This window comes from Aliidongia sp., assembly GCF_035943795.1.
Classification (GTDB): Bacteria; Pseudomonadota; Alphaproteobacteria; order ATCC43930; family CGMCC-115725; genus Aliidongia.
Genome location: NZ_DASZBY010000090.1, coordinates 1 through 17377, shown reverse-complemented (window position 1 = coordinate 17377; position 17377 = coordinate 1). Strand labels below are relative to the sequence as shown.

Here is a 17377-nt window from a genome sequence, read left to right as displayed (position 1 = left end):
CCGACGGCGCCATCCGCACTTCGTGGCCGAGTCACGACCTCCCGCTGAAAATATCGCCACAGACAACTATACTGTGTATGAGGGAGGCTAACGCCCGCTCAATCCAGGATTGGGGGGCCTGGAAGAGAGCCTTCTTCGATGAACTCCCCGGACGAACGAATCCAGCGCGCTCTCGAGACGGTCCAGCAATCACCGGCTGACTTGCAACGATGGTTCGATCTGCTGGCCATCCTCGTCGAATTCGGCCGGCACGCTCAGGTGCTTCACGTGCTCGAGCAACGACACCAGGTCGCCGGCGACGGGATGAGCCTGACGTTCGACGGCCTCGGACGCCTGCTGCTCATGGGGCAGGTCGATGCCGTGGAGGCGTTCACGGCCCAAATCCCGACAAACCATATCTTCACGCCTGTGACGCTGATGCTGCAGGGCTGGATCGCCGCCGCCCGCGAGGAATCCGATCGGGCGGTCGAGTTGATCAGACGCGCGTTCCAGATCGTGCCTGCGATCAAGGATTTCGTAACGCGCGATATGGAATTTCAACGCCGCAACTATCCGCAAATCGTCAATCAGGCGGAGCAGCTTGGCTTGGCCGCCGAGATTCTGGCACTCCAGGAACCGGAAACGCCGCCGCCGGTCATGCTTGAGCCGGTTCGCGTTTTGGGCGGCGAACGGGTCGTGGTTGCCGCCGCCGACGCCGGCTATGCCAAACGCTTCTCGCGCGCCTTCGTGCGCTCGTTCCAGGAGACGGCCGCGCCGAACATGCTGCTGCATCTTCATGTGGTCGCTCCCGACGGCGAAACGGATGCGCTTTTGAGCGAATTGGCGCGGGAAGAGCCGCGGCTGCACGTCAGCCGGCAAGTCGCCGGCATCGACGGAGCATTCCCCGTCTATTGCGCCTGTGCCCGTTTCCTGATGGCACCGGCATTGATCGCGCACTACCGAATGCCGCTCCTGCTAACGGATATCGACATCACGTTCCTGCAACCGATCGTCACCATCACGAACGCGGCGAGCCCGTTCGATGTCGCCTTGTTCGAAACCGGCAGTCCCTTCCCGCCCCTGCGCTGCTCGGCCGTCGCCGTCCATCTGGCCGCAAGCCCTGCGGCCCGGCATTTCCTGACGCTGTTGACGCGCTATCTCGGGCGCATGTTGCGGAGCGGGCGACATTGGATGCTCGATCAAAGCGCGCTTTGGTCGGTCACCCGGGCCTGCGGCACCCCGTCGGCGCTGATTGCCTACGCCAATCTGACGGCGTTGCTTCAGGCAGGATGGAACGCGAGCATCGCTCCGATCCCAGTGACGGCAGAGGAGAAACGCCATCTGCGCCGGTCAGGCGCCCAGGACTATTCCGCCGCCTGAACCAGGATCGGTCGCCGCGCGAAGGCGCCGCGCAGGTAGAGCTCGACCAGGATGAGGTTTGGGACCCAACTGAGGAACGAGACGGCCCGGTAGCCGTCGACGAACGAGACGCCCAGCAGCGGGAACAGCGGCAGGTAGAGGCGCAGCATCACGGCGGCGAAGGTCATGGCGAAGGACCGGATCATCCAGGCACGATGTGCGTCGAAGCGGCGGGCGACAGCCAGGCGCCAGGCCTGGACATTGGCCCAGATCCAGGTCGCCGCCAGGCTGGCGAAGCCGACGGTCGCGATCGGCCCGGCCGTCGAGCCGAAGGCCATGACGAAGCCGCCCACGCCGCCGGCCAGGCATCCCACGACATAAAGCCGCCCAAGGCGGCGGTGCAGCAGCCGGTGCCGCGTACGCAGCCGCGCCAGGAATTGGAACGGCCCGACCAGCAGCGCGGTCGCGGCGCCCGCCACATGGACGTCGAGCCAGGGGCGATGATACAGATTGGCCAGGATGTCGGGCGAAAGCGGGCCGACCCGCAGCAGGTATCGATATGAGAAGATCGCCACGCCGGCGCTCAGCACGGCGGCCAATCCCCAAAGGCTCCAGATCACGCGACGGTTCATGTCGTTCATCCCCCAGATGTCGCGCCGAAGGTGCCGGTTGCCGCGGTCCCGCGCCACGGCAACCCCGCGAGCGGTGCAGTTCCTTCGCGAATGGAACCGGCCGTGAAACGACCGGCCGGCCGACGATAGGATGAGGCGTTTCGACCTTCGACCCGTCTGGCGACGAGCGGCCGCGGAGTTGGCGCTGCTGGGCATTGCGGGCCTGTTCATGGGTGTCATCGGCCCCTATGGCACCGACGCCATCCCGGCCGACATCCGCTTCGTCTATTGGGTGCTGTGCATCGTTGGCGGCGGCGCGATCGGCGTGGTGATCGATGGGATGCTGACGAGCCGGACCCGCTCGTTCTGGCTGCGGTTGGCTTTGAGCAGCCTGTTGATGAGCCCGCTCGTCACCCTGTTCGTCATGATGGTCGGCGATTTGGTCGCCAAGGAATGGGTCCGTTCGCCCGGCTTCTTCGGCTTGCTGTGGCAGGTGTTCGTCGTCTCGGTCGCGGTGATGGCGTTCCGGGCGCTGACATGGCGCATGCCGCGGACGGTGATCGAGACCCGCACCGTCGTGGCGCTGCCTCTACCGGAAGCGGAAGCTGCGTTCCGCAGCCGGCTGTCGGCCAGGCGGCGCGCGGCGCGGCTGATCGCGGTCGAGGCCTACGACCATTACCTGCGCGTCCATACCGACGCCGGCTCGGAACTGGTGACGTTGCGTTTCGCCGATGCCTTGGCCGAGTTGGCCGGCGCCCATGGCTTTCGCACCCATCGGTCCTGGTGGATCGCCGCCGATGCGATCGAGACGGTCCGCTGGCGGCGCGGCGTGGGCGAAGCCGGATTGGCCGGCGGCCTGGTGGCGCCGGTCAGCAGGACGCACGCTCCCGCGCTCAAGGCCGCAGGCTGGTTCTGAACGGCGGCCGCGGGCATCGTTGCCCGAACGACGAAAGGCCCGAGCGCTGATGCACCCGGGCCTGACGTCAAGTCTTTCGAATTTCCGAGAGGACGCGGGCGCCCTCGTCGAAAATCAGGCGGCTTCGGCCTCGGTCTCGGCGACCGGGCCCGAATCCAGGCCCTTGGCGGCCGGATCGCGATCGACCAGCTCGATGACGGCCATCGGCGCGCTGTCGCCATAGCGGAAGCCCGCCCGGACGATGCGGATGTAGCCGCCCTGGCGCTCCTTGTAGCGCTCGGCGATCGCCGAGAAGAGCTTCTCGGTGACCGTCGTGTCCTGGAGCATCGACAGCGCCTGGCGCCGGCAATGCAGGCCCCCGCGCTTGCCGAGCGTGATCAGCTTCTCGACGATCGGACGCAGGTCCTTCGCCTTCGGCAGGGTCGTGGTGATCTGCTCGTGCTTCAACAGCGCCGCCGCCATGTTCTCGAACATGGCCTTGCGGTGCGATGAGGTGCGGCTGAACTTACGACCGCTCATTCCGTGACGCATAACTAACTCCCTCGCGGCCTAGCGGGCCGTAATGTCTCAGTACGGCTCTTCGAGCCGCTTGGCCAATTCTTCGATGTTCTCGGGCGGCCAGTTCGGGATTTCCATACCAAGATGGAGGCCCATGTGGCTCAGAACTTCCTTGATCTCGTTCAGCGACTTGCGGCCGAAATTCGGCGTGCGCAGCATCTCCGCCTCGGTCTTCTGAACCAGATCCCCGATGTAGACGATGTTGTCGTTCTTCAGGCAGTTGGCCGAACGGACCGACAGCTCGAGCTCGTCGACCTTGCGGAGCAGGTTCTTGTTGAACGGCAGCTCTGCCGGCCGGCTCTCTTCGGTCGCCAGGCGCGGCTCGTCGAAGTTGATGAACAGCTGCAGCTGGTCCTGCAGGATCCGGGCGGCGAGCGCCACCGCATCCTCGGGCGTGACGGCGCCGTTGGTCTCGAGCTGCATCGCCAGACGGTCGTAGTCCGTGACCTGACCGACGCGCGTGTTCTCGACCTTGTAGCTGACCTTGCGCACCGGACTGAACAACGCGTCCACGGGGATGAGGCCGATCGGCGCATCCTCGGGGCGGTTCAGCGTGGCGGCCACGTAGCCCTTGCCGGTCTCGACCGTGAATTCCATGACGATCTTGGCGCCCTGGTCGAGCGTGCAGATCACCAGGTCGGGGTTCATGACCTCGATGTCATGGCCGGTCTCGATCTGGCTGGCGCGGACTTCGCCCGGGCCGGTTGCGCGCAGGCGCATCCGCTTCGGACCGTCGCCGCCCATGCGCAGGCCGAGGCCCTTGATGTTGAGCACGATGTCGGTGACGTCCTCAAGCACGCCGGGGACCGACGAGAACTCGTGGAGCACGCCCTCGATCTGCACCGAAGTCACGGCCGCACCCTGCAAGGACGACAGCAGAACCCGGCGCAGCGCGTTCCCGAGCGTCAGGCCGAAGCCGCGCTCCAGGGGTTCGGCGACCACGGTCGCGACGCGGGCGGCATCGTCGCCCGGCTCGACTTGGAGCTGCTTCGGCTTGATCAGGGTTTGCCAGTTTTTCTGAATCACGAGTGAAACCTCATGCCGAACGTGCCGCTTTTCGATATCGGAAATCCTGGATATCGACAGGCGGACGATTGAAAGGGACGGACCGCCGCAGCTTTACGCCGCCGGCGGTCCATCGACCGAACTTCTTCCAGCCGCGCGAGGGAAATTCCCGACGCCGCCGAACTGACGCTCAGACCCGGCGGCGCTTCGGCGGCCGGCAGCCGTTGTGCGGGATCGACGTGACGTCGCGGATCGAGGTCACCGCGAAACCGACCGCCTGCAGCGCGCGCAGCGCCGACTCGCGGCCCGAACCCGGACCCTTCACTTCGACTTCGAGCGTCCGCATGCCATGCTCCATGGCCTTGCGGCCGGCATCTTCGGCAGCCATCTGGGCTGCGTACGGCGTCGACTTGCGCGAACCCTTGAAGCCCTGCGTGCCCGACGACGACCAGGCGATGGTGTTGCCCTGCGCGTCGGTGATCGTCACGACCGTGTTGTTGAACGACGCATTCACATGCGCCACGCCGGAAGTGATGTTCTTCCGTTCGCGGCGACGAATGCGCGGAGTGCCGGCTGCAGCTTTGGCCATGATGTCCTTCCGACCCGCTTACTTCTTCTTGCCGGCGATGGGCCGGGCAGGACCCTTGCGGGTGCGGGCATTGGTATGGGTGCGCTGACCGCGAACGGGCAGGCCCTTGCGATGGCGCAGGCCGCGATAGCAGCCCAGGTCCATCAGTCGCTTGATGTTCATCGAAACGACACGGCGCAGATCGCCCTCGACCGTATATTCCCGGTCGATGAGCTCACGAATGCGCAGCACCTCGTCGTCGGTGAGCTCGTGAACGCGGCGCTCGGCCGGGATCCCGACCTTGCCGCAAATCTGTTCCGCCGTTCCGCGCCCGATACCATGGATATAGGTGAGGCCGATGGCGACACGCTTTTGGTTCGGTATGTTGACGCCAGCAATACGTGCCACGCCGTCGACTCCTCGAAGATAGAATACTGTGCGATCACTCAGCCATGGGGCAGATTGATTGAGCCGCGCAGTGTATGAATTTTCATTGACAAGTCAACCGCGTTTGCGGCCGCGACCCATCACCGTTTGCTAAGCTGTGCCTCAATTTCTTGAGTCACGACATCGATATCAGCCATGCCATTGACGCGCCTCAGGATGCCGTGCCCCTCGTAATAAGGCAGAATCGGCATGGTCTGGGCCCGATAGGCCTCCATGCGTGCATGGACCGTCTCGGCCTTGTCGTCGGCGCGACGGGTGAATTCCGTGGAACCGCACACGTCGCACACGCCCGGGACCTTCGTCGGCAGGAACTTGTCGTGGTAGCCGTGCTTGCACTTGGCGCAGGCGAAGCGTCCTACGATGCGTTCGACCAGCGCCGCCTCCTGCACAGCCATCTCGATGACCATGTCGAGCTTCATGCCCTGCTTGCGCAGCATGACGTCCAGCGCTTCGGCCTGAACGACCGTCCGTGGGAAGCCATCGAGAATGAAGCCGTTCTTGCAGTCGGGCTCGAGGATGCGCTCGTGGATCATCTCCACCATCACATCATCGGAGACGAGTTGCCCCAACTCCATGATCTTCTTGACCCGATGACCGATTTCCGTGTCGGTCCTGGCGGCGGCGCGGAGCATGTCGCCGGTCGACAATTGGACCAAGCCCCGCGACTCGACGAGACGTTCGGCCTGCGTTCCCTTTCCTGCCCCGGGCGGACCCAGGAGGATGATGTTCATCCGCGCCTCCCGCGCAGCTTGGACTTCTTGATGAGTCCCTCGTATTGGTGCGCCAGCAGATGCGAGTGGATCTGGGCGACCGTGTCCATGGTCACGCTGACCACGATGAGCAGGCTGGTGCCGCCGAAATAGAACGGCACGGAATATTCCGAGATCAGGATCTCGGGCAGGATGCAGACGATCGACAGGTAGGCCGCACCCAGCACCGTGAGGCGCGTCAGCACATAGTCGAGATAGTCCGCCGTGTTCTTGCCCGGACGGATGCCCGGGATGAAGCCGCCGTACTTCTTCAGATTGTCCGCCGTCTCGGCCGGATTGAACACCACGGCCGTATAGAAGAACGAAAAGAAGACGATGAGCGCGACATAGAGGACCATGTACGCCGGCTTGCCGTGGCCGACATAGCCCGCGATCGTGGCCAGCCAGCCCGTGGCACCCGACGCCGACTGGAAGCCCGCGACGGTCGCCGGCAGCAGCAGGAGCGAGGATGCGAAGATCGGCGGGATCACACCCGAGGTATTGATCTTGAGCGGCAGATGGGACGATTCCCCGCCGAACATCTTGGTGCCCATCTGGCGTTTGGGATATTGCACCAGGATGCGGCGCTGGGCGCGCTCCATGAACACGATGAACGCGATGACGCCGATCGCCATGACGATGAACAGCAGGATGACCGGCGTCGAGATGGCGCCTGTCCGCCCGAGTTCGAGCGTGGCGGCCAGGGCATGCGGCAGATTGGCCACGATGCCGGCGAAGATGATGAGCGAGGTGCCGTTGCCGACGCCGCGCGCAGTGATCTGTTCGCCCAGCCACATCAGGAAGATCGTGCCGCCGACCAGCGTCACCATCGTGACCAGGCGGAACGCCAGGCCAGGATCCATGACCGCCGTGGTGGCGCCGGCCCGCATCGCCTCGAGCCCGACCGAGATGCCGTAAGCCTGGACGATCGCCAGCACGACCGTGCCGTAGCGGGTGTACTGATTGAGCTTCTTCCGCCCCGATTCGCCTTCCTTCTTCATCGCTTCCATGCTGGGCGACACGGCGGTCAGCAGTTGGACGATGATCGAGGCCGAGATATAGGGCGTGATGTTGAGGGCGAGGATCGACATGCGGCCGAGCGCGCCGCCCGAGAACATGTCGAAGATACCGAGGATGCCGCCGGCGCTCTGCTGGAAGATCTGAGCGAGCGCCTGGGGATCGATACCCGGAATGGGGATGTAGGTACCCAGTCGATAGACCAGGAGGGCAAGCAGCGTGAACCAGATCCGCTGCTTCAGTTCGGTCGCCTTGGCGAAGGCCCCAAAATTGATGTTCGCGGCGAGTTGTTCGGCGGCAGACGCCATTCAAGCGGTTCCTTGGGGGCAGGAATCGTCGGGTGAGACGAGCGACGGTATAGACATGATGGCGGGGCGGGCGATGATCACCCACCCCGCCGCATGAGAGCTTTAGCCAGCCGTCGCCTCGGTCTCGACAAGCTTGCCGTTGACCTTGACGATGACCTTGCCGCCAGCGGCCTCGACCGCCTTGACCGCCGCTTCGGACGCGCCGGCGCACTCGATCGTGAGCGCGGTGGTGAGCGTGCCCTTGGCCAGCAGACGCACGCCGTCTTCGAGCTTGGCGAGCATGCCGAGCGCGATCAGGCTGTCCGGGGTGACGGTGTCACCCTTGGCGATCTTGCCCGCCTCGACGGCGGCCTGCAGCCGGCCCACATTGATCACCTGGTAGTTCAGGCGATGAATGTTGTTGAAGCCGCGCTTGGGCAGACGACGATGCAGCGGGGTCTGGCCGCCTTCGAAGCCGTTGATTGCGACGCCCGAACGCGCGGTCTGGCCCTTGCCGCCGCGGCCCGAGGTCTTGCCCTTGCCGGAGCCGATGCCGCGACCGACGCGCTTGAACTTGTAGTTCGCTCCCGGATTGTCCGAGATCTCGTTGAGCTTGGTCATGATGCCTACCTTACTCGCCGGCTTCGACGCGCACCAGATGGTGCACCTTCGTCAGCATGCCGCGCACCGAGGGAGTGTCCTCGAGCACGCGGGTCCGGTTGAGCTTGTTGAGACCGAGGCCCTTCAACGTGGCCTCCTGGTCCTTCTGACGGCCGATCGGCGAACCGATCTGCGTCACGATGACGGTCTTCTTCTCGGCGACCGCCTCAGTTTCAGCCTTCTTCGCCATCAGGATCACTCCCGAGCCGCGGCTTCGGCCTGGCCACGGCTGCCGCCGACCAGATCCGAGACCTTCTTGCCACGACGGGCGGCGACCGCACGGGGGTTCGTCGCCCCGGCGAGCGCATCGAAGGCTGCCTTGATCATGTTGTGGGGGTTGGACGTGCCGACCGACTTGGCCACGACGTCCTGAACGCCCAAAGCCTCGAAGATCGCGCGCATCGGGCCGCCGGCGATGATGCCGGTACCCTGCGGTGCGGCGCGCACCACGACCTTGCCGGCACCATAATGGCCCGTCATGTCATGATGCAGCGTGCGGCCTTCGCGCAGCGGAACGCGGACCATCGCCTTGCGGGCGGCCTCGGTCGCCTTGCGGATCGCTTCCGGCACTTCGCGCGCCTTGCCGGTGCCATGACCGACGCGGCCCTTGCTGTCGCCGACGATCACGATCGCCGCGAAACCGAAGCGCCGGCCGCCCTTGACGACCTTGGCAACGCGATTGATGCCAACCAACTTTTCGACGAGTTCGCTCTCCTCACGATCGCGCGGCTGCCGATCGGATTCGCTGCGACCCCGGCCGCCGGAGCGGCCTTCGCCTGGTGTACGTGCCATTTTGTTCGTCCCGGCCCTTCTTTAGAACGACAGCCCGCCTTCGCGGGCCGCATCGGCGAGGGCCTTGACCCTGCCATGGAACAGATAACCGCCGCGATCGAACACCACCGTGGTGATGCCCTTTTCCGACGCACGGGTGGCCAGCAACTTGCCGACCGCCACCGCCGCCGCGATATCCGCGCCGGTCTTGAGCCCGTCCTTGAGCGTCTTGTCGATGCTCGAAGCCGCAACCAGGGTTTCCCCCTTCGCGTCGTCGATCACCTGCGCATAGATGTGCTTGGACGAACGAAACACGGAGAGACGCAGGCGACCGCCCGAGACAGCCCGCAAACGATTCCGCACCCGCTGTTGCCGGCGCAGAAATAGGGATTTTGTGTTCAGCATGGCGCCAATCCTTACTTCTTCTTGCCTTCCTTGCGGCGGATGGTTTCGGTCGCGTACTTGACGCCCTTACCCTTGTAGGGCTCGGGCTTCCGGAACGACCGAATCTTCGCGGCAACCGCACCGACGCGCTGCTTGTCGGCGCCGTGTACGGTGATCGACGTCGGCTTCTCGCAAGAGATCTTGACGTCATCCGGGATCGGAAAGTCGATGTCGTGGCTGTAGCCGAGCTGAAGGTTCAGCACCTTGCCGTTGACCGCGGCGCGATAACCGACGCCGTTGATCTCGAGGTTGACGCTGAAACCGGCCGAGACGCCAGTCACCAGGTTGTTGATGAGAGCCCGTGTCGTGCCCCACAGCGTGCGCGCACGCTTGGTGTCATGAACGGGGGTGACCACGACCTTGCCGTCTTCCAGCGCCGCGGAGATTTCCTCCGCGATGGGGAAGCTGAGGGTGCCGAGTTTGCCCTTGGCGGTCAGGAGCTGGTCAACGATCGTGACCTCGACTCCGGCCGGCACAGGGACGGGATATTTGCCGATGCGCGACATGATGCTTCCTCAGAACACGCGGCAGAGGACTTCGCCGCCGACATTGGCAGCGCGGGCCTCGTTATCAGACATCACGCCCCGCGGCGTCGACAGGATGGCGATGCCGAGGCCGTTGTAGACCTTCGGCAACTCGGCGATCTTGGAATACACCCGACGGCCCGGCTTGGACACGCGGTTGATTTCCTTGATGACCGGCTCGCCGTCCAGATACTTCAGCTCGATGACGAACTCGGCGATGCCGGGACGAACGTCGGCCTTGCTGAAGCCGCGGATGTAGCCCTCGCGACGCAGTACTTCGAGCACGTTCGCACGGGTCCGGGAGGCCGGTGACTTAACGCTGGACGAACGCGCCCGCTGGCCGTTGCGGATGCGGGTCAGCATATCCCCCAGGGGATCGCTCATGGTCATAACCCAGTCTCCCTTACCAGCTCGACTTGACCATGCCAGGAATCTGGCCGGCCGAGGCGAGTTCGCGCAACGCAATGCGCGAAAGCTTGAATTTGCGGTAGTAGGCGCGCGGGCGGCCTGACAATTCGCAGCGATTGCGCACGCGGACCTGGGCGCTGTTGCGCGGCAGGGCGGCGAGCTTGAGCTGAGCCACGAAGCGGTCTTCCGGCGAGCCATCACGGTCCATGATGATCGTCTTCAGCCGCGCACGCTTGGCAGCGAACCGGTCGGCCAGCTTCTGGCGCTTCTGGTTCTTTTTGACGGAGCTAGTCTTAGCCATCTGTCGAGTTCCTCGCCGCTCAGTTCACGAACGGCATTTGGAAGCCCTTGAGAAGCGCCTTGGCTTCCTCATCGGTCTTCGCCGTGGTGCAGATCACGATGTCCATGCCGCGCATGGCGTCGACCTTGTCGTAATCGATCTCGGGAAACACGAGCTGTTCCTTGAGGCCCAGCGCATAGTTGCCGTTGCCATCGAAGCTCTTGCCGTTGACGCCGCGGAAATCGCGGACGCGCGGCAGGGCGATGGTGATCAGACGGTCGAGGAATTCGTACATCTGCTTGCGACGGAGCGTCACCTTGCAGCCGATCGGCATGTTCTCGCGCAGCTTGAACGTGGCGATGGACTTCTTGGCCTTGGTCACGACCGGCTTCTGGCCGGCGATGAGCGTCAGGTCACGAACGGCGGCATCGACCTTCTTGGAGTCCTGGACGGCCTCGCCGACGCCGATGTTGATGACGATCTTGTCGATGCGGGGCACTTCCATCGCGTTCTTGTAACCGAACTCGGCGACAAGGGCGGCGCGGACCTTCGACTCGTAGATTTCTTGAAAACGGACAGCCATCTCTCACCTCACCGGTCGAGCTGTTCGCCGGACCGCTTGGCAATGCGGACCTTGCGATCATCGACGAGCTTGAAACCGACGCGGGTCGGCTTGTTGTCCTTGGGATCGACATGCGCGACGTTGGAGACGTGGATGGTTGCCTCCTTCTCGATGATGCCGCCCTGGCTGGTGGCCGAAGCGCGCGTGTGGCGCTTCACCAGGTTCACGCCCTGGACGACCACGCGGTTCTCGGTGGGGATCGAGCGCAGGACCTCGCCGGTCTTGCCCTTGTCCGACCCGGAGATGACGACGACCTTGTCGCCCTTCTTGATCTTCACCGCCATGGTCAGAGCACCTCCGGCGCGAGCGAGACGATCTTCATGAACTTCTTGGCGCGAAGTTCGCGCGTCACGGGCCCGAAAATACGGGTGCCGATCGGCTCGCCCTGCTTGTTGATGAGGACCGCGGCGTTGCGGTCGAAGCGAATGGCGCTGCCATCCACGCGGCGAATCTCTTTGGCCGTGCGCACGATGACGGCGCGATGCACATCGCCCTTCTTCACCTTGCCGCGCGGAATGGCTTCCTTGATCGAGACGACGATGATGTCGCCGACGGTCGCGGTCCGACGATGGGAGCCACCCAGCACCTTGATGCACTGCACCCGGCGGGCCCCAGAGTTGTCGGCCACGTCCAGGTTGGTTTGCATCTGAATCATGTTTTACACTCCAGCCTGAGTCGGCGTTGCGGCGGTATCCGCCAGCACGACCCAGCACTTGTTCTTCGAGATCGGTCGGCATTCTTCGATGCGAACCACGTCGCCGATCTTGAAAGTGTTCTGCTCATCATGCGCGGCGTACTTCTTCGACCGCGTGATGAACTTCTTGTAGACCGGATGCATGACGCGACGCTCGACCCGGACCACGACGGTCTTGTCCTGCTTGTCGCTCACCACCAGGCCCTGCAGAATGCGCTTCGGCATGTCCTCTACTCCACCCGGCCCGGCTGAGCTGCACGCTCCGCCAGGATGGTCTTGATCCGCGCGATGTCACGGCGGACCGTGAACACGCGCGCGGTGTTCTCGAGCTGCCCCGAGGCCTTCTGGAAGCGCAGATTGAACTGCTCCTTCTTCAGACCCAGCAACTCGGTCTTCAGTTCGTCGGCCGACTTGGCCCGAACGTCACTTGCCTTCATCTCAAGCCTCCTCGCCCAGACGCTGGACGAAGCGGACGCCGATGGGGAGCTTCGCGGCCGCGAGGATGAACGCCTCGCGCGCGGTATCCGCCGGCACGCCATCCAGCTCGAACATGATGCGACCCGGCTTCACCCGGGCGACCCAGAACTCCGGCGTGCCCTTGCCGCTGCCCATACGGACTTCGGCAGGCTTCGACGAAACCGGGACATCCGGGAAAATACGGATCCAGACACGACCAACGCGGCGGATATGCCGGCTGATCGCACGTCGCGCCGCTTCGATCTGACGTGCCGTTACCCGGCCCGGTTCAACCGCCTTCATGCCGTACGCACCGAAATTCAGCGCCGTACCGCCTTTTGCCAAACCGTGAATGCGTCCCTTGAACGCCTTCCGGTACTTGGTCCGCTTCGGACTAAGCATGGGTCATCGACCTCTTTAACAAATCATTCAAGCGGTAACCGGGCAACCCGGCCCCGCTCAAACCTCATGGACCAGAAAACTAGGCGCGATCGCCGCGCGGATGACGGTCGCGATGATCGCGATCGCCCCGCTCGGAGCGCGGTTCGCCGGCGGCGGCTTCGGCCTTACGTTCCGACGCCATCGGGTCGTGGGCGATGATCTCGCCCTTGAACACCCAAACCTTGACGCCGCAGGTGCCGTACGTGGTCTTGGCCGTGCCGACCCCGTAGTCGACGTCCGCGCGGAGCGTGTGCAGCGGAACGCGACCTTCGCGATACCACTCCATGCGGGCGATTTCGGCACCACCCAGGCGACCCGAGCAGTTGATCCGGATCCCGCCGGCGCCGAGGCGCATGGCGGACTGGACCGCACGCTTCATGGCACGGCGGAAGGCGACGCGACGCTCGAGCTGCTGGGCGATGCCCTCGGCGATCAGCTTGGCATCGAGTTCCGGCTTGCGGATCTCGACGATGTTCAGGCTGACTTCGCTGCCCGTCATCTTGCCGACTTCGAGGCGCAGCTTCTCGATATCCGCGCCCTTCTTGCCGATGACCACGCCCGGACGTGCCGTGTGGATCGTGACGCGCGCCTTCTTGGCGGCACGCTCGATCACCACACGGCTGATGCCCGCCTGGTTGAGGCGGGTCATGAGGTACTTGCGCAGGCGCAGGTCCTCATGAAGCATCTGGCCGTATTCCTTGCGGGCGAACCAGCGGCTGTCCCAGGTCCGATTGATGCCGAGCCGAAGCCCGATCGGATTGATCTTCTGACCCATTACGCCTGCTCCTCGTCCCGCTCGCGGACGATGACCGTGAGATTGCTGAAGAACTTCTGAATCTGCGCAGCGCGACCGCGGCCGCGGGCAACGAAGCGCTTCATCACCAGCGCACGTCCGACGTGCGCCTCCTTGACGTAGAGACGATCCACATCGAGCTGGTGATTGTTTTCAGCGTTGGCGATCGCCGACTGCAGCACCTTCTTGACGTCCTGCGCGATGCGCCGGCGCGAGAAGGTGAGTTCGGCGAGCGCTGCACTCGCGTTCTTGCCGCGAATGGTCTGCGCGACCAGGTTCAGCTTGCGCGGGCTGATGCGGATGGCCTTGGCGAACGCCAACGCCTCCACTTCCTCGACCTTGCGCGGTGCTTGTGGCTTGCTCATCTCGTTAGCCCCTCTTCGCCTTCTTGTCGGCCGCATGGCCGTAGAAGGTCCGCGTGGGCGCAAACTCGCCGAGCTTGTGACCGACCATGTTCTCGGTCACCAGCACGGGGATGAACTTATGCCCGTTATACACACCGAACGTCAGACCCACGAACTGCGGGAAGATGGTCGAACGGCGCGACCAGGTCTTGATGATCTCATTGCGGGTCGAGGACCGCGACTTCTCTGCCTTCTTCAGCAGGTAGCCGTCGATGAACGGACCCTTCCAAACGGAACGTGCCACAGCGGGTCTCCGTTACTTGACGTTGCGACGACGGACGATAAGACCGTCAGTCGACTTGTTATGGCGCGTCTTCTTGCCCTTGGTCGGCTTGCCCCACGGGGTGACCGGATGACGGCCGCCGGAGGTCTTGCCTTCACCACCGCCATGCGGATGGTCGACCGGGTTCATGGCGACGCCGCGAACCGACGGGCGAATGCCGAGCCAGCGCGAGCGGCCGGCCTTGGCGACGACGATGTTCTTCTGGTCCGGGTTGGACACGGCGCCGACGGTGGCCATGCATTCGGCCCGCACCATGCGCACTTCGCCCGAGGCGAGACGCAGCAGCGCGTAACCGGCATCGCGACCGACGAGCTGGGCGTAGGTGCCGGCGGAACGTGCCATCTGGCCACCCTTGCCCGGCTTCATCTCCACATTGTGGATGATGGTGCCGATCGGCATGTTCTTCATCGGCATCGCATTGCCGGGCTTCACGTCGACCTTTTCGCCGGAGACGACCATGTCGCCGACCTTGATGCGCTGCGGCGCCAGGATGTAGGCGAGTTCGCCGTCCTGGTACTTGATGAGCGCGATGAAGGCCGTACGATTGGGATCGTACTCGAGACGCTCGACGGTCGCCGTGACGTCGAACTTGCGACGCTTGAAGTCGACCAGACGATAGCGACGCTTATGACCGCCACCCACGTGCCGCATCGTGATGCGGCCCGTGTTGTTGCGGCCGCCATGCCGGCGCAGACCCTCGGTCAGCGCCTTGACGGGTTCGCCCTTCCACAGCTCGCTGCGGTCGACGATGACCAGTTGCCGCTGTGACGGCGTGGTCGGCTTGAAAGTCTTGAGTGCCATGGCGTCAGATTCCCGTGGTCACGTCGATCTTGGAACCCTCGGCGAGAGTGACCATGGCCTTCTTCTCGTCGCCGCGCTTACCCAGCTGGCCACGGAAGCGCTTGATCTTGCCGAGCGTCCGGATCGTGTTGACTGCCGTGACCTTGACCTTGAACAGGGTCTCGACCGCGAGCTTGATTTCCCGCTTGGTCGCATCGAGCGGCACGCGGAAGGTGACCTGGTTGTACTCCGAGGCCATCGTCGCCTTTTCGGTGATGACGGGGGAGCGGACCAGATCGTAGAGACGCTCGGCCGAAACCTTCGGCACGGCGTGTGGGATCACGCGAAACCTGCTCATTTCAGGCGAGCCTCCAGATGCTCGACGGCCGACTGAGTGAGCACCAGCACGTCGCGACGCAGGATGTCGTAGACGTTGGCGCCCTGCTGCGGCAGCACGTCGACCTTCGGAATGTTGCGGGCGGCGCGGGCGAAGCCCTCGTCGAGCTCGGGGCCGTCGATGATCAGGACCGACGACCAGCCGAGCTTCTCGAAGCGCTCGACCAGGACCTTGGTCTTGGGGGTATCGATCGACGCCTTGTCGAGCACGATCAGCTTGCCCTCGGCCTGCTTGGACGAGAGCGCCGTCTTCAGCGCCAGCTTGCGGACCTTCTTCTGCAGATCGAACGCATGGCTGCGAACGAGCGGCCCGAAGATCACCGCACCGCCGCGGAACTGCGGCGAACGCAGGCTGCCCTGGCGGGCGCGGCCGGTGCCCTTCTGGGCATGCGGCTTCTTGGTCGTGCCGGCGATGTCGCCGATGAGCTTGGTCGAGTGGTTGCCGGAGCGACGCTTGGCGAGCTGATAGTTCACCATGCGCGCGAGCAGGTCCTTGCGGACCGCCAGCCCGAAGACCTCTTCGGCCAGATCGATCGAGCCGACATCCTGGTTGTCCAGGTTCTTGACTGCGAGTTTCATGATCATTCGCCCTTCGCCGCTTCGGCCGAAGCCTCGGCAGCCTTGATCGCGGCGGGGAACGGAAGATCGGCCGGCGCCTTGCGCTTCACCGCATCCTTCACCAGCACATAGCCGCCTTCCGAGCCCGGGACGGCGCCCAGGATCAGGATCAGGCCGCGCGCCGCATCGGTCGAAACGACCTTCAGGTTTTGCGTAGTCACCCGGACGTTGCCCATGTGGCCGGCCATCTTCTTGTTCTTGAAGACCTTGCCGGGATCCTGGCGCTGACCGGTGGAGCCGTGCGAACGGTGCGAGACCGAGACGCCGTGCGTGGCACGAAGACCGCCGAAATTATGGCGCTTCATGACGCCGGCGAAGCCCTTGCCGATCGTCGTACCCGTCACGTCGACGAACTGGCCGTCGAGGAAATGCTCGACCGACAGCTCGACGCCGACTTCGAGCAGGGCGTCCGCGCTGACGCGGAATTCGACCAGCTTCTTCTTCGGCTCGACCTTGGCCTGGGCGAAACGCTCGCGCTCGGCCTTCGGCACGTTCTTGACCTTGGCCTTGCCGACGCCGAGCTGGACGGCGGTGTAGCCATCCTTGTCCTCGGTGCGAACGGCCACGACCTGACAGTTATCGACCTTGAGCACGGTCACGGGGACGTGGTTGCCGTCTGCCGTGAAAATGCGGGTCATGCCCAGCTTCTGGGCGAGGAGACCTGTGCGCATGATCAGATCTTGATCTCAACATCGACGCCGGCGGCCAGGTCGAGCTTCATCAGCGCGTCCACGGTCTGCGGGGTCGGGTCAACGATGTCCAGCACGCGCTTGTGGGTGCGGATTTCGAACTGCTCGCGCGACTTCTTATCGATGTGCGGCGAGCGGTTGACCGTGAACTTCTCGATTTTCGTCGGCAACGGGATCGGGCCACGGACGCGGGCGCCGGTGCGCTTCGCCGTGTTTACGATCTCGCTGGTCGACTGGTCGAGCACGCGATGGTCATACGCCCGGAGGCGGATGCGAATGCTTTGACTGTCCATAAAACAGACTTCCGTTTCAGTTCTGGGAGCGGGGGGTCGGTGCCGTCTGATCGATGATCAGAACACCGCCCCCATCCCTGTCCTTCGTTTGGCGACGTTCACCCCGGTACTCGGAGGTTGGTGTCGCCGGGACCCTTTGTTTTTCGTTTTCGCCGTGAAGCGGAAACCGTCTTTCTTTTGTACTTACTTCTGGATCGAGGAGACGACGCCGGCACCGACGGTGCGGCCGCCTTCACGGATCGCGAAGCGCAGACCTTCGTCCATGGCGATCGGCGCGATCAGCTCGACGTCCATCGCCACGTTGTCGCCCGGCATCACCATCTCG

30 protein-coding genes and 1 pseudogene are annotated in these 17377 nt (G+C 64.2%); 2 read left to right on the top strand and 29 right to left on the bottom strand.

Features of this window, described 5'->3' with window-relative positions; all coding sequences use genetic code 11:
* Window positions 1-138: 138 nt before the first annotated feature.
* Complete coding sequence (locus VGV37_RS16925) at window positions 139-1359, top strand: hypothetical protein (RefSeq protein ID WP_326880882.1); 1221 nt, start codon at window positions 139-141, stop codon at window positions 1357-1359.
* On the opposite strand, the gene VGV37_RS16920 is transcribed toward VGV37_RS16925, so the two are convergent.
* On the bottom strand, window positions 1344-1970 hold the full coding sequence (locus tag VGV37_RS16920) for a DUF2306 domain-containing protein (RefSeq protein WP_326880881.1): 627 nt from the start codon (window positions 1968-1970) through the stop codon (window positions 1344-1346). The genes VGV37_RS16925 and VGV37_RS16920 overlap by 16 nt on opposite strands.
* A 130-nt stretch (window positions 1971-2100) precedes the next feature.
* Between VGV37_RS16920 and VGV37_RS16915 the strand changes: the two genes are divergently transcribed.
* Entirely contained in the window at window positions 2101-2865 is a 765-nt protein-coding gene (locus VGV37_RS16915) for a LytTR family DNA-binding domain-containing protein (RefSeq protein ID WP_326880880.1), read from the top strand.
* A 114-nt stretch (window positions 2866-2979) separates the two neighbouring features.
* Here VGV37_RS16915 and rplQ read toward each other — a convergent pair whose 3' ends face one another.
* The 28 genes and pseudogenes from rplQ to tuf form a co-directional block, all read right to left on the bottom strand.
* Window positions 2980-3396 carry a 50S ribosomal protein L17 gene (gene rplQ / locus VGV37_RS16910; protein ID WP_326880879.1) on the bottom strand — a complete coding sequence of 139 codons (417 nt, stop codon included), beginning with the start codon at window positions 3394-3396 and terminating at the stop codon, window positions 2980-2982.
* Between the two features lie 36 nt (window positions 3397-3432).
* Window positions 3433-4449 carry a DNA-directed RNA polymerase subunit alpha gene (locus VGV37_RS16905; RefSeq protein ID WP_326880878.1) on the bottom strand — a complete coding sequence of 339 codons (1017 nt, stop codon included), beginning with the start codon at window positions 4447-4449 and terminating at the stop codon, window positions 3433-3435.
* Between the two features lie 169 nt (window positions 4450-4618).
* Window positions 4619-5017 carry a 30S ribosomal protein S11 gene (rpsK, locus tag VGV37_RS16900; RefSeq protein WP_326880877.1) on the bottom strand — a complete coding sequence of 133 codons (399 nt, stop codon included), beginning with the start codon at window positions 5015-5017 and terminating at the stop codon, window positions 4619-4621.
* Between the two features lie 18 nt (window positions 5018-5035).
* The gene (rpsM, locus tag VGV37_RS16895) at window positions 5036-5404 is read right to left on the bottom strand and encodes a 30S ribosomal protein S13 (protein WP_326880876.1); all 369 of its coding nucleotides are present in this window, start codon (window positions 5402-5404) and stop codon (window positions 5036-5038) included.
* 119 nt (window positions 5405-5523) lie between these two features.
* The gene (locus VGV37_RS16890) at window positions 5524-6174 is read right to left on the bottom strand and encodes an adenylate kinase (protein WP_326880875.1); all 651 of its coding nucleotides are present in this window, start codon (window positions 6172-6174) and stop codon (window positions 5524-5526) included.
* Window positions 6171-7517 (bottom strand): preprotein translocase subunit SecY, encoded by a 1347-nt coding sequence (secY, locus tag VGV37_RS16885; protein WP_326880874.1) that lies wholly within the window; start codon window positions 7515-7517, stop codon window positions 6171-6173. The genes VGV37_RS16890 and secY overlap by 4 nt, the downstream gene beginning before the upstream one ends.
* 102 nt (window positions 7518-7619) lie before the next feature.
* Window positions 7620-8117, bottom strand: coding sequence for a 50S ribosomal protein L15 (rplO, locus tag VGV37_RS16880; protein WP_326880873.1), 498 nt, complete (start codon window positions 8115-8117; stop codon window positions 7620-7622).
* 10 nt (window positions 8118-8127) lie between these two features.
* Window positions 8128-8346 carry a 50S ribosomal protein L30 gene (rpmD, locus tag VGV37_RS16875; RefSeq protein ID WP_326880872.1) on the bottom strand — a complete coding sequence of 73 codons (219 nt, stop codon included), beginning with the start codon at window positions 8344-8346 and terminating at the stop codon, window positions 8128-8130.
* Window positions 8347-8351: 5 nt separating this feature from the next.
* Window positions 8352-8948 (bottom strand): 30S ribosomal protein S5, encoded by a 597-nt coding sequence (rpsE, locus tag VGV37_RS16870; RefSeq protein WP_326880871.1) that lies wholly within the window; start codon window positions 8946-8948, stop codon window positions 8352-8354.
* 21 nt (window positions 8949-8969) lie between these two features.
* Window positions 8970-9332: a 50S ribosomal protein L18 gene (gene rplR / locus VGV37_RS16865; protein WP_326880870.1), complete on the bottom strand. Its 363-nt coding sequence runs from the start codon at window positions 9330-9332 to the stop codon at window positions 8970-8972.
* 11 nt (window positions 9333-9343) lie between these two features.
* Window positions 9344-9877, bottom strand: coding sequence for a 50S ribosomal protein L6 (rplF, locus tag VGV37_RS16860; RefSeq protein ID WP_326880869.1), 534 nt, complete (start codon window positions 9875-9877; stop codon window positions 9344-9346).
* A gap of 9 nt (window positions 9878-9886) precedes the next feature.
* Complete coding sequence (gene rpsH / locus VGV37_RS16855) at window positions 9887-10285, bottom strand: 30S ribosomal protein S8 (RefSeq protein ID WP_326880868.1); 399 nt, start codon at window positions 10283-10285, stop codon at window positions 9887-9889.
* A 13-nt stretch (window positions 10286-10298) separates the two neighbouring features.
* Window positions 10299-10604 (bottom strand): 30S ribosomal protein S14, encoded by a 306-nt coding sequence (gene rpsN / locus VGV37_RS16850; RefSeq protein ID WP_326880867.1) that lies wholly within the window; start codon window positions 10602-10604, stop codon window positions 10299-10301.
* 19 nt (window positions 10605-10623) lie between these two features.
* Window positions 10624-11166: a 50S ribosomal protein L5 gene (rplE, locus tag VGV37_RS16845; protein ID WP_326880866.1), complete on the bottom strand. Its 543-nt coding sequence runs from the start codon at window positions 11164-11166 to the stop codon at window positions 10624-10626.
* 8 nt (window positions 11167-11174) lie between these two features.
* Window positions 11175-11489, bottom strand: a complete 315-nt coding sequence (rplX, locus tag VGV37_RS16840; RefSeq protein WP_326880865.1) for a 50S ribosomal protein L24 — start codon at window positions 11487-11489, stop codon at window positions 11175-11177.
* A 2-nt stretch (window positions 11490-11491) separates the two neighbouring features.
* Window positions 11492-11860: a 50S ribosomal protein L14 gene (gene rplN, locus VGV37_RS16835; RefSeq protein WP_189048946.1), complete on the bottom strand. Its 369-nt coding sequence runs from the start codon at window positions 11858-11860 to the stop codon at window positions 11492-11494.
* 3 nt (window positions 11861-11863) lie between these two features.
* A complete protein-coding gene (gene rpsQ / locus VGV37_RS16830; RefSeq protein WP_326880864.1) occupies window positions 11864-12124 on the bottom strand; it encodes a 30S ribosomal protein S17 in 261 nt (86 codons plus the stop codon).
* 5 nt (window positions 12125-12129) lie between these two features.
* The gene (gene rpmC, locus VGV37_RS16825) at window positions 12130-12336 is read right to left on the bottom strand and encodes a 50S ribosomal protein L29 (protein WP_326880863.1); all 207 of its coding nucleotides are present in this window, start codon (window positions 12334-12336) and stop codon (window positions 12130-12132) included.
* Window position 12337: 1 nt separating this feature from the next.
* A complete protein-coding gene (gene rplP / locus VGV37_RS16820; RefSeq protein ID WP_326880862.1) occupies window positions 12338-12757 on the bottom strand; it encodes a 50S ribosomal protein L16 in 420 nt (139 codons plus the stop codon).
* A 79-nt stretch (window positions 12758-12836) separates the two neighbouring features.
* Window positions 12837-13571, bottom strand: a complete 735-nt coding sequence (rpsC, locus tag VGV37_RS16815) for a 30S ribosomal protein S3 (RefSeq protein ID WP_326880861.1) — start codon at window positions 13569-13571, stop codon at window positions 12837-12839.
* Window positions 13571-13954 (bottom strand): 50S ribosomal protein L22, encoded by a 384-nt coding sequence (gene rplV / locus VGV37_RS16810; protein WP_326880860.1) that lies wholly within the window; start codon window positions 13952-13954, stop codon window positions 13571-13573. Before rplV ends, rpsC begins: the two co-directional genes overlap by 1 nt.
* Before the next feature lie 4 nt (window positions 13955-13958).
* Window positions 13959-14237: a 30S ribosomal protein S19 gene (gene rpsS / locus VGV37_RS16805; protein WP_326880859.1), complete on the bottom strand. Its 279-nt coding sequence runs from the start codon at window positions 14235-14237 to the stop codon at window positions 13959-13961.
* Between the two features lie 12 nt (window positions 14238-14249).
* Complete coding sequence (gene rplB / locus VGV37_RS16800) at window positions 14250-15077, bottom strand: 50S ribosomal protein L2 (RefSeq protein ID WP_326880858.1); 828 nt, start codon at window positions 15075-15077, stop codon at window positions 14250-14252.
* A gap of 4 nt (window positions 15078-15081) precedes the next feature.
* Complete coding sequence (locus tag VGV37_RS16795) at window positions 15082-15414, bottom strand: 50S ribosomal protein L23 (protein WP_326880857.1); 333 nt, start codon at window positions 15412-15414, stop codon at window positions 15082-15084.
* A complete protein-coding gene (gene rplD / locus VGV37_RS16790; RefSeq protein ID WP_326880856.1) occupies window positions 15411-16031 on the bottom strand; it encodes a 50S ribosomal protein L4 in 621 nt (206 codons plus the stop codon). Before rplD ends, VGV37_RS16795 begins: the two co-directional genes overlap by 4 nt.
* 2 nt (window positions 16032-16033) lie before the next feature.
* On the bottom strand, window positions 16034-16741 hold the full coding sequence (gene rplC / locus VGV37_RS16785; RefSeq protein WP_326880855.1) for a 50S ribosomal protein L3: 708 nt from the start codon (window positions 16739-16741) through the stop codon (window positions 16034-16036).
* Between the two features lie 2 nt (window positions 16742-16743).
* Window positions 16744-17052, bottom strand: coding sequence for a 30S ribosomal protein S10 (gene rpsJ, locus VGV37_RS16780; protein WP_189048967.1), 309 nt, complete (start codon window positions 17050-17052; stop codon window positions 16744-16746).
* A 183-nt stretch (window positions 17053-17235) separates the two neighbouring features.
* Window positions 17236-17377, bottom strand: a pseudogene (gene tuf / locus VGV37_RS16775) (elongation factor Tu); the annotation flags it as partial.

Coding starts and splice junctions, on each gene's coding strand:
- VGV37_RS16925 (WP_326880882.1), top strand. CDS start 139: ATGAACTCCCCGGACGAACGAATCCAGCGCGCTCTCGAGACGGTCCAG.
- VGV37_RS16920 (WP_326880881.1), bottom strand. CDS start 1,970: ATGAACCGTCGCGTGATCTGGAGCCTTTGGGGATTGGCCGCCGTGCTG.
- VGV37_RS16915 (WP_326880880.1), top strand. CDS start 2,101: ATGAGGCGTTTCGACCTTCGACCCGTCTGGCGACGAGCGGCCGCGGAG.
- rplQ (WP_326880879.1), bottom strand. CDS start 3,396: ATGCGTCACGGAATGAGCGGTCGTAAGTTCAGCCGCACCTCATCGCAC.
- rpsK (WP_326880877.1), bottom strand. CDS start 5,017: ATGGCCAAAGCTGCAGCCGGCACTCCGCGCATTCGTCGCCGCGAACGG.
- VGV37_RS16890 (WP_326880875.1), bottom strand. CDS start 6,174: ATGAACATCATCCTCCTGGGTCCGCCCGGGGCAGGAAAGGGAACGCAG.
- secY (WP_326880874.1), bottom strand. CDS start 7,517: ATGGCGTCTGCCGCCGAACAACTCGCCGCGAACATCAATTTTGGGGCC.
- rplO (WP_326880873.1), bottom strand. CDS start 8,117: ATGACCAAGCTCAACGAGATCTCGGACAATCCGGGAGCGAACTACAAG.
- rpmD (WP_326880872.1), bottom strand. CDS start 8,346: ATGGCGAAGAAGGCTGAAACTGAGGCGGTCGCCGAGAAGAAGACCGTC.
- rpsE (WP_326880871.1), bottom strand. CDS start 8,948: ATGGCACGTACACCAGGCGAAGGCCGCTCCGGCGGCCGGGGTCGCAGC.
- rplR (WP_326880870.1), bottom strand. CDS start 9,332: ATGCTGAACACAAAATCCCTATTTCTGCGCCGGCAACAGCGGGTGCGG.
- rplF (WP_326880869.1), bottom strand. CDS start 9,877: ATGTCGCGCATCGGCAAATATCCCGTCCCTGTGCCGGCCGGAGTCGAG.
- rpsH (WP_326880868.1), bottom strand. CDS start 10,285: ATGACCATGAGCGATCCCCTGGGGGATATGCTGACCCGCATCCGCAAC.
- rpsN (WP_326880867.1), bottom strand. CDS start 10,604: ATGGCTAAGACTAGCTCCGTCAAAAAGAACCAGAAGCGCCAGAAGCTG.
- rplE (WP_326880866.1), bottom strand. CDS start 11,166: ATGGCTGTCCGTTTTCAAGAAATCTACGAGTCGAAGGTCCGCGCCGCC.
- rplX (WP_326880865.1), bottom strand. CDS start 11,489: ATGGCGGTGAAGATCAAGAAGGGCGACAAGGTCGTCGTCATCTCCGGG.
- rplN (WP_189048946.1), bottom strand. CDS start 11,860: ATGATTCAGATGCAAACCAACCTGGACGTGGCCGACAACTCTGGGGCC.
- rpsQ (WP_326880864.1), bottom strand. CDS start 12,124: ATGCCGAAGCGCATTCTGCAGGGCCTGGTGGTGAGCGACAAGCAGGAC.
- rpmC (WP_326880863.1), bottom strand. CDS start 12,336: ATGAAGGCAAGTGACGTTCGGGCCAAGTCGGCCGACGAACTGAAGACC.
- rplP (WP_326880862.1), bottom strand. CDS start 12,757: ATGCTTAGTCCGAAGCGGACCAAGTACCGGAAGGCGTTCAAGGGACGC.
- rpsC (WP_326880861.1), bottom strand. CDS start 13,571: ATGGGTCAGAAGATCAATCCGATCGGGCTTCGGCTCGGCATCAATCGG.
- rplV (WP_326880860.1), bottom strand. CDS start 13,954: ATGAGCAAGCCACAAGCACCGCGCAAGGTCGAGGAAGTGGAGGCGTTG.
- rplB (WP_326880858.1), bottom strand. CDS start 15,077: ATGGCACTCAAGACTTTCAAGCCGACCACGCCGTCACAGCGGCAACTG.
- VGV37_RS16795 (WP_326880857.1), bottom strand. CDS start 15,414: ATGAGCAGGTTTCGCGTGATCCCACACGCCGTGCCGAAGGTTTCGGCC.
- rplD (WP_326880856.1), bottom strand. CDS start 16,031: ATGAAACTCGCAGTCAAGAACCTGGACAACCAGGATGTCGGCTCGATC.
- rplC (WP_326880855.1), bottom strand. CDS start 16,741: ATGCGCACAGGTCTCCTCGCCCAGAAGCTGGGCATGACCCGCATTTTC.
- rpsJ (WP_189048967.1), bottom strand. CDS start 17,052: ATGGACAGTCAAAGCATTCGCATCCGCCTCCGGGCGTATGACCATCGC.